The organism is Kitasatospora putterlickiae (genome assembly GCF_039527695.1).
GTDB lineage: Bacteria > Actinomycetota > Actinomycetes > Streptomycetales > Streptomycetaceae > Kitasatospora > Kitasatospora putterlickiae.
Genome location: NZ_BAAAKJ010000402.1, coordinates 5,822 through 10,288, shown reverse-complemented (window position 1 = coordinate 10,288; position 4,467 = coordinate 5,822). Strand labels below are relative to the sequence as shown.

3 protein-coding genes are annotated in these 4,467 nt (G+C 71.3%); all 3 read left to right on the top strand.

Annotated elements, in window-relative coordinates; translation table 11 throughout:
• Positions 1 to 36: 36 nt before the first annotated feature.
• The 3 genes from mreD to rodA all read left to right on the top strand — a co-directional run bounded on the left by mreD (position 37) and on the right by rodA (position 4,214).
• On the top strand, positions 37 to 675 hold the full coding sequence (gene mreD, locus ABD308_RS34310; protein WP_344343735.1) for a rod shape-determining protein MreD: 639 nt from the start codon (positions 37 to 39) through the stop codon (positions 673 to 675).
• A gap of 63 nt (positions 676 to 738) precedes the next feature.
• Complete coding sequence (gene mrdA, locus ABD308_RS34305) at positions 739 to 3,018, top strand: penicillin-binding protein 2 (RefSeq protein ID WP_344343733.1); 2,280 nt, start codon at positions 739 to 741, stop codon at positions 3,016 to 3,018.
• Positions 3,015 to 4,214: a rod shape-determining protein RodA gene (rodA, locus tag ABD308_RS34300; RefSeq protein WP_344343731.1), complete on the top strand. Its 1,200-nt coding sequence runs from the start codon at positions 3,015 to 3,017 to the stop codon at positions 4,212 to 4,214. The genes mrdA and rodA overlap by 4 nt, the downstream gene beginning before the upstream one ends.
• The last annotated feature ends 253 nt before the right edge of the window (positions 4,215 to 4,467 follow it).

Here is a 4,467-nt window from a genome sequence, read left to right as displayed (position 1 = left end):
GTCCCGCCCGCCAAGCCCACTGGGGGGAACTGAGCCATGCGCCTCGCCCGCATCCCCGTCTCCGCCGTGCTGATCCTGCTCGGCCTGCTGCTGCAGGTCAGCGTCTTCGGCCGGCTGCAACTGCCCGGGGCCACCCCCGACATACTGCTGCTCGTGGTCGTCGGCCTCGCCCTGGTCTACGGGCCGACCGGCGGGTGCCTGGTCGGCTTCCCGGCCGGCCGGCTCGCCGACCTCGCCCCGCCCTCCGACCACGCCATCGGCCGCTACGCGCTGGTGCTCTGCCTGATGGGCTACGCCGCCGGACTGCTGCGCCCCGAGCACGGCCGCCAGCGCTCGGTCTCCAGCGCGCTGCTGGTGGTGGCCGGCGCCGCGATCGCCTCCACCCTGCTCTACGCGATGGTCGGCGCGCTGGTCGGCGACACCGCCGCCCGGCACGTCGGGCTCGGCCAGCTGGTGATCACCGCCCTGCTCTACGACCTGCTGCTCGCCCCCTTCGTGGTGCCCGCCGTGATGGTGATCGCCCGCCGCTTCGGCAAGGACCCGCTCGCGGTCGCCGAGGACGACGAGGGCGGCCCCGGCCTCGGCACCCTGGCCCGCTACCGCACCACCCGCGAGCCCGGCACCGGCCCGGCCTACAAGAAGAAGCGGCCGCTCGGCGCGGTCAAGCGCCCGTAGCCCCCGGCCCCGGCCGAAGCGACCAGCCCGCCCGCCCCTGTTCTGTTTTGGAGCGCACGAGACGTGAGCAACATCCCCGAGACCGGCCGTACCCGGCGGGTGACGATCCGTCTGGTGGTGCTGCAGATCCTGGTGCTCTCACTGCTCGCCACCCTCGGCGGGCGGCTGTGGTACCTGCAGATCCGCAACGCCAGCGTCTACACCGCCAAGGCGACCGGCAACCACATCCGCGAGGTCGTCGAACCGGCCGTGCGCGGCGAGATCCTGGACGCCTCCGGACGCATCCTGGCCGGCAACGAGACCAAGCTGGTCGTCTCGGTCAGCCGCACCTCGCTGCTCCAGCAGAAGGACGGCGGCAAGGCGGTGCTGACCCGGCTCGCCGAGGTGCTCGGGATGCCGGCCAAGGACGTCCAGGAGAAGGTCCGGCTCTGCGACGCCAAGACCCCGCAGCCCTGCTGGAACGGCTCTCCCTACCAGCCGATCCCGGTCACCAAGGACGCGACCACCCAGCAGGCGATGCAGATAATGGAGCGCCGCGAGGACTTCCCCGGCGTCACCGCCCAGCCCACCGCAGTGCGGCACTACACCGGCGTCGAGGGCGCCAACCTCGCCCAGGTGCTCGGCTACCTGTCACCGGTCACCGACGAGGAGGTCTCCAAGACCGCCGACCAGGCCGGGCTGGACCGCTACCTGCCGGCCGACCAGATCGGCCGCGCCGGGCTGGAGTCCGTCTATGACCGCGACCTGCGCGGCACCGCCGGCGTCACCAAGCTGGAGGTGGACAACCTCGGACGGGTCATCGGCACCGCCGACCAGGCCGCCCCGCAGACCGGCAACAACCTGGTGACCAGCATCGACGCCCGGGTGCAGAAGGTCGTCGAGGACAACCTGGCGCAGGCGATGGCCGACGCCCGCAAGACCTTCGACAAGGTCACCAACCGCAACTACGAGGCCGACTCCGGCGCCGCCGTCGTCATGGACGTGCACACCGGGCGGATCGTCGCGATGGCCAGCGCCCCCACCTACGACCCCAACCTGTGGCAGGGCGGCATCAGCGGCAAGGACTACCAGGCGCTGACCAGCAAGGAGTCCAACTTCCCGCTGCTGAACCGGGCCATACAGGGTCAGTCGGCCCCCGGCTCGACGTTCAAGGTCATCTCCACCGCCGCCGCCGTCCAGGCCGGCTACCCGATCGACGGCCGCTACGACTGCCCGAAGAGCATGACCATCGGCGGGCGCGAGTTCAAGAACTTCGAGAGCGAGAGCTTCGGCTCGATCTCCCTGGAACGCGCCCTTGAGGTCTCCTGCGACACCGTCTTCTACGGCCTGGCCTACGACCAGTGGATGAAGGACGGCGGCATCAAGCCGAAGAAGGAGCCGGGCGACTGGTTCTTCAAGACCGCCCACCAGTTCGGCCTCGGCGCCAAGACCGGCATCGACCTGCCCAGCGAGGTCACCGGCCGGGTGCCGGACCGGCAGTGGAAGCAGTCCTTCTACGACAACAACAAGGACGCCTGGTGCAAGCAGGCGGAGAAGGGCGGCAACAGCTTCTCCGACCAGATCGCCCGGGAGAACTGCGTCGACGGCTACCAGATGCGCGCCGGTGACGCCGTCAACTTCGCGATCGGCCAGGGCGACACCCTGGTCACCCCGATCCAGATGGCCCGGATCTACGCGGCGCTCGCCAACGGCGGCACCTTCTACCGGCCGACCATCGCCAAGGCCGTGATAAGCCCGAGCGGGGATCTCGTCCGCGAGATCGCCCCGCACGAGGACGGCCGGCTGCCCGGCGACCAGAAGCTGCTCAGCTACATCGACCAGGCCACCGCGGGCGTCGTCACCGGCGGTACCGCCGCCTGGAAGTTCACCGGCGCGGGCTGGCCGCAGGGCAAGATCGAGCTGCACGCCAAGACCGGCACCGCCGAGGTCGAGGGCAAGCAGACCACCTCGTGGCTGACCACCTACAGCCGCGACTACGCGGTCGTGATGACGATAAGCCAGGGCGGCACCGGCTCCGGCGGCTCCGGCGACGCGATCCGGCGGATCTACCAGTCGCTGTACGGCGTCGACGACAAGGGCAACGTCGACCAGGGCAAGGCGCTGCTGCCCACGCCGCAGGCCGAGCTGCCGAAGTTCAACCCGGACGGGACCGCGATCATCAAGCCGGCCTCCTTCGCCGGTGCCGCCGGCGCGGCCGGCGCGGCCCTCGCCGACCCCGGGGTGGGCGGCGGCTCGCCGCGGGTCTTCCTGGACCCGGCGCAGCCCGACGGCACCCCGCCGGTGCACTTCGCCGCCGTGGCCGCCGTCGAACCCACCCGCTCCACCGGAAGGGGCCGGGCATGACCTCCTACGGCTCGTACCGCCAGCTGCGCCTCGTGCCGCGGCGCGGCGGAGTGCCCAAGTCCTTGGCCAAGGACTCCCCGCTGTGGCGGATCGACTGGATACTGCTGCTGGCCGCGGTGGTCCTCTCGCTGGGCAGCTCGCTGCTGGTCTGGTCGGCGACCCGGGGCCGCGACACGCTCACCCACGGCGACCCGCAGTACTTCCTGTTCCGGCACCTCACCAACGTCCTGATCGGGGCGGTGCTGTGCGCGGTGGTGATAGGGATAGGGAGCCGGCGGTTCCGGACGGTCGTGCCGTTCCTGTACGCCGGCGTGATCGTGCTGCTGCTGGCCACCCTGAGCCCGCTCGGCTCGACCATCAACGGCCAGCACTCCTGGATCCAGCTGGGCGGCGGCTTCTCGGTGCAGCCGGCCGAGTTCGCCAAGGTGGCGATCGTGCTGTCGATGGCGGTCGTGCTGTCCGACCAGGTGGACGCGGGGGAGCGGGAGTTCCCGCCGAACAAGTCGGTGTTCCGGGCGCTGATCTGGGCCACGCTGCCGATGGCCATAGTGATGCTGATGCCGGACGCCGGTTCGGTGATGGTGATGGCCGTCATCGTGCTGGGCATCCTGCTGGCCTCCGGCGCGGCCAACCGCTGGGTGTTCGGGCTGATCCTGACCGGCGTCGGCGGCTGCGTGGCGATCTGGAAGCTCGGGGTGCTGAGCAAGTACCAGATCGACCGCTTCGCGGCCTTCGCCAACCCGGCGCTCGACCCGTCCGGCGTCGGCTACAACACCGCGCAGGCCCGGATCGCGATCGGCTCCGGCGGGCTGAGGGGCAAGGGCCTGTTCCACGGGACGCAGACCACCGGGCAGTTCGTGCCGGAGCAGCAGACCGACTTCGTCTTCACGGTGGCCGGGGAGGAACTGGGGTTCCTCGGCGCGATGGCGATCATCGTGCTGCTGGGCGTGGTGCTCTGGCGGGGCTGCCGGATCGCCCGCCACGCCACCGACCTGTACGGCACCATCGTGGCGGCCGGGGTGGTCGCCTGGTTCGCCTTCCAGGGCTTCGAGAACATAGGGATGTGCCTGGGCATCATGCCGGTGGCCGGCATCCCGCTGCCGTTCGTCTCCTACGGGGGCTCGTCGATGTTCTCGACCTGGGTGGCGATCGGGCTGTTGCAGGCGGTGCAGAGCCAGCGGCCGATAGCGGCCTGAGCGCGGCCGGGTGACGGCCGGGCCGGTCCGGGGTTCCTCCCGGGCCGGCCTTTCGCGTGTCCGGCGGCGTTGCGGTGGCCAACCGGCGGCGTTCCGGCGGCCTTCCGGTGGTGTCCGGTGGGCTACCGGGGAGGCAGCAACAGGTCGGCGGCGGCGAACACCGCCCGGGTCTGGTGGGCGACCTGGGTCTCCACCGGCACCCAGCGGGCGCCCAGCCGGTGCAGGCCCTCCAGGCTCGCCGCGACGATCCCCC